Source organism: Peterkaempfera griseoplana (genome assembly GCF_001418575.1).
In the GTDB taxonomy this organism is placed as follows: domain Bacteria; phylum Actinomycetota; class Actinomycetes; order Streptomycetales; family Streptomycetaceae; genus Peterkaempfera; species Peterkaempfera griseoplana.
In genome coordinates, this window is the sequence record NZ_LIQR01000675.1 from 1 (window position 1) to 4073 (window position 4073).

Here is a 4073-nt window from a genome sequence, read left to right on the forward strand (position 1 = left end):
GTCGGGGGGTGGGCAGTCGGGGGGTCAGTCAGGCGCCGAGGGTCTCACCGGACTCGATGCGCGCACCCCGGGCCCAGTCTCCCGCGGTCATCCGCTTCTTGCCCTGCGGCTGGACGTCGCCCAGCTCGACCTCGTGGCTGCCAGTGCCGACCCGGACGCTGTTCTTGGCGACGGCCAGCTCACCGGGGGCCAGCTCGGAGCGGTCGGTGAGCAGCCGGACCGGACCGGCGAGCTTCAGCCGCTCGTCCCGGAAGAGGGTCCAGGCGCCGGGAGCGGGGGCGCAGCCGCGGACCACGCGGTCGACGCGCAGGGCGGGGGCGGCCCAGTCGATCCGGGCGTCCTCCACGGTGATCTTGGGGGCGAGGGTGATGCCGTCCGGGGGCTGCGGAACGGCCTGCAGGGTGCCGTCCTCGATGCCGTCCATGGTGGCGGCCAGCAGCCGGGCGCCGGAGTGGGAGAGCCTGGTCAGCAGCTCACCGCTGGTGTCGCCGGGGCGGATCTCCTCAGTGGTCACCCCGAACACCGGACCCGAGTCCAGCCCCTCCTCGATGAGGAAGGTGGAGGCTCCGGTGACCTCGTCGCCCGCCATGACGGCGTGCTGCACCGGGGCGGCGCCGCGCCACGCCGGCAGCAGCGAGAAGTGCAGATTGACCCAGCCCAGCCGGGGGACGCCCAGGGCCGCCCTGGGCAGCAGCGCCCCGTAGGCGACCACCGGGCAGCAGTCCGGGGCGATGGCGGCCAGCCGCTCCAGGAAGTCCGGGTCGCGCGGCCGGGCCGGCTTCAGCACCTCGATGCCCGCCTCCTCGGCGCGCTGCGCCACCGGGCTCGCCACCAGGCGACGCCCGCGTCCGGCGGGTGCGTCGGGGCGGGTGACCACGGCGGCCACCTGGTGCCGGTCGGAGGCGAGCAGCGCCTCCAGCGCGGGGACGGCGACCTCGGGGGTGCCGGCGAAGACGAGCCTCATACGGGGGAAGTGCCTTCCTGAGGGACGGAGGGGGCTGCGGCCGCGGTCAGCGGGCGCTGCCGAAGGTGCTGTGGGGGGAGACCTTCACCTGGGGGGCGGCCGCCCCCGACCACTCGGCCTCGCGGATGGCGCGGAGCGCGGCCTTGCGCTGCTCGCGGTCCAGGCGGTCGATGAAGATGATGCCGTCGAGGTGGTCGGTCTCGTGCTGGATGCAGCGGGCGAGCAGCTGCGTCCCCTCGATGGTCACCGGGTCGCCGTGCATGTTGAAGCCCCGGGCGACCACGCCGTGGGCGCGGCGGGTGTCGAACCTCAGGCCGGGCAGCGAGAGGCAGCCCTCGGGGCCGTCCTGCTCCTCCTCGCTGAGCGAGAGGTCGGGGTTGACCAGATGCCCGACCTCGCCGTCGACGCAGTAGGTGAACACACGCAGGGAGACGCCGAGCTGAGGGGCCGCCAGGCCGGCGCCGGGGGCGTCCAGCATGGTGTCGGTCAGGTCCTTGACCAGGACCCGCAGTTCCTTGTCGAAGGTGGTCACCGGCCGGGCCTGGGTGCGCAGCACCGGGTCGCCGAAGATGCGGATCGGCTGTATCGCCACCTGGCTGCGCTCCCGTCGGGTCCGGTCCGGGGACCGGCGTCCCGCGGTACGACGTCCCAGTCTACGGGCCCTGGGAGGGCCGCCCCGCCGCACGGCCCGCCGACCCGGGTTGCTCCACAAGCGTGACCCGCGGTACCCGTCGGACGTTGGTCAAGGTGAGATTGACCGCGCACCCCGAGACCGTCGGGGCCCGCGGTGCCCCGCTCCCCCTGCCGTCTCGGAGAGGCTCCGGTTCCATGGCCGACCACACGACTCACGACGCCCGGGCACGGGCCAGCCTGCACCTCCTCGTCCGCGACATCGAGAGAGTACGGCGGCAGGCGGACGCACTGCGCACGCTCACCGCCCAGCTGGGCAACGTCTACCGGCCCCGCAGGCCCAGCACCTCGGCCGGGTTCGTGGTGTACGGCAGGGCGCCGGCGCCGACGGTGCGGCTGGCCCAGGAGCTGCGCGACAGCGTGGAGTCGCTGGTGGCGGCGGCGGTGGAGTTCGACCGCTCGCTGGGGTTCTCCTGGGATTCGGTGGGATCCGCGCTGGGGGTCACCAAGCAGGCGGTGCACCGCCGCTACGGGATGCGGCGTCCGGCCGTCGGCACGGGTGCCGCAGCCGGGGCGCTGCCCTCGCCGACGCAGCCCGCGGACGAGCAGCCGGACCGGACGACGGTCGCCCCGTCCGCCCCGCAGCCGGGCCAGGCGCCGGCCATCCCGGTCGCCCGGCAGGGGGGCGCTGCGCGGCCCCTGCAGCGCCCGGTGGGCTGACCCCCTCCCGGCCGCGGCGGTGTGCCGCCGTACGTCCGCCCCCTGCGGGGACGGGCCGTCCTCGTAGGGGGCGGGGTGCGGGCGCCCACGGCGTGCCGCGCGCCCCCGGGGCGGACAGCGCGACCGGCGGCGGTACCGCGTGTCCTGCCCGCTGCGGGGACGGGCGGGCCGCCCGCGCCCCGGCGGCGCGGCGCCGCCCCCCGGCGGAGTCCGGCGGCGGCAGTCGGTGGAGACCCGGCTCAGCCGATGTCCGGGGGGTCGATGCGGACCCGCACGGGATCGGACTGCTTGCGGGCGAGCCGGGCCGCCTGGGCCGCCTTGAGCGCGGTGGCCAGGGCGGCCCCCTGCCCCGGCGGGACGCGGACCAGCGCCCGCTGCTGGGGCTCGCCCGGCCCCGGCCCCGGCACCGGGACCGGCCCCAGCACATCGGCGCCCTCCGGCAGCCGGGTGAGCGCCAGCAGGTCGGCGACGGCGGCCGGTGAACCGGTCAGCGCCGCCATCCGGGAGACCGGCGGCAGGCCGAGCTGGGCACGCTCCTGGAGTTCGGTGGCGGCGTGCCCAGCCGGGTCCCACCGCACCAGGGCCTGGACGGGCCGCAGGGTCGGCTCGGCGACCACCACCACGGCGCCGCCCTCGGTGTGCGGCCGGACCAGCGCGGCGGCGGCGAGCCAGCGGCGCAGCGCCTCCTCCCCCGCTCGCAGGTCGGGCCGGGTGAGCAGCGCCCAGCCGTCCAGCAGCAACGCGGCCGCGTAGCCGCCCTCGGCGACGGGTTCGGCCCCCGGGGTGGCGACGACCAGGGCGGGGTCGGCCGGAACGGTGGCGAGGACCGCGTCCCGGCCGGAGGTCCGCACCGGGACCCTGGGGAAGGCGCGGCCCAGCTCGTCGGCGGTCCGCCGGGCGCCGACCACCTGGGCCCGCAGCCGGAACGAACCGCACTCGGGGCAGTGCCAGTCGGCCTCCGGACGGCCGCACCAGACGCAGTGCAGCAGGGTGTCGCTGCCGCGGGCCTCCAGCGGACCCGCGCAGTGCGCACAGCGGGCCTGCTCACGGCAGCGGGCGCAGGCCAGTCGGGGGACGTAGCCGCGGCGCGGCACCTGGACCAGGACCGGCCCGCGGGTGAGCGCGTCCCGGGCGGTCTGCCAGGCGAGGGTGGGCAGACGCGCGGCGCGGGCCGCCTCGTCCCTGGCCAGGTCGCGGTCGCCGACGGTGCGGACCAGGGGCGCGGTGCGGCGCAGGCCGTCACGGTCCGGGACGAGAGGGCGGGCCCAGCCGGTGGCGACCAGCCGGGCGGCCTCGACGGTGACGGCGAAACCGCCGATGAGCACCCCGGCGCCGTCCTCGGCGGCGCGCAGCAGGGCGACGTCCCGCGCATGGGGGTGGGGGGCGTGCAGATCGCTGTGGCTGCCGTCGCCGTCGTCCCAGACGACCAGCAGCCCGAGGTCGCGTACCGGGGCGAACATGGCGGCCCGGGTGCCGGCGACGGCGCGCACCGAGCCCCGGCTGACGGCGAGCCAGCGGCGATAGCGCTCCTCCTGGCCGAGTTCCGCGGTGAGCGCGGTGTGGCGGCCGGGGCCCAGGAGGGCGGTGAGCGCGGCGTCCACCCGGGCGGTGGTGCGCCCGTCAGGGAGCACCACCAGCGCGCCCCGGCCGGAGGCGAGGGTGGCGGCGACGGCCCGGGCGATCTCCTCGGGCCAGCCGGGGCCGGGCAGCGCCGTCCACACCGCGCGGGGGGACTCCCCGGCGGCGAGGGCGGCGAGGA

The 4073-nt window shown here is 77.6% G+C and carries 4 protein-coding genes; 1 reads left to right on the forward strand and 3 read right to left on the reverse strand.

All coding sequences use genetic code 11. The features are described from left to right. Nucleotides 1-28: 28 nt before the first annotated feature. Both fmt and def read right to left on the reverse strand, forming a co-directional pair. Nucleotides 29-964: a methionyl-tRNA formyltransferase gene (fmt, locus tag AOK09_RS35175; RefSeq protein ID WP_055591255.1), complete on the reverse strand. Its 936-nt coding sequence runs from the start codon at nucleotides 962-964 to the stop codon at nucleotides 29-31. Nucleotides 965-1010: 46 nt separating this feature from the next. Then, nucleotides 1011-1556 carry a peptide deformylase gene (gene def, locus AOK09_RS35180; RefSeq protein WP_055591256.1) on the reverse strand — a complete coding sequence of 182 codons (546 nt, stop codon included), beginning with the start codon at nucleotides 1554-1556 and terminating at the stop codon, nucleotides 1011-1013. Between the two features lie 236 nt (nucleotides 1557-1792). Here def and AOK09_RS35185 point away from each other — a divergent pair, with 236 nt between their 5' ends. Continuing rightward, on the forward strand, nucleotides 1793-2314 hold the full coding sequence (locus AOK09_RS35185) for a hypothetical protein (RefSeq protein WP_055591257.1): 522 nt from the start codon (nucleotides 1793-1795) through the stop codon (nucleotides 2312-2314). Nucleotides 2315-2553: 239 nt separating this feature from the next. Here the strand turns inward: AOK09_RS35185 and AOK09_RS35190 are convergent. Then, a partial coding sequence (locus AOK09_RS35190; RefSeq protein WP_055591258.1) for a primosome assembly protein PriA occupies nucleotides 2554-4073 on the reverse strand: 1520 nt, incomplete at its 5' end.

Excerpts from the sequence above, each read along its gene's own strand:
- AOK09_RS35185 (WP_055591257.1), top strand. The coding sequence starts at position 1,793 with ATGGCCGACCACACGACTCACGACGCCCGGGCACGGGCCAGCCTGCAC.
- fmt (WP_055591255.1), bottom strand. The coding sequence starts at position 964 with ATGAGGCTCGTCTTCGCCGGCACCCCCGAGGTCGCCGTCCCCGCGCTG.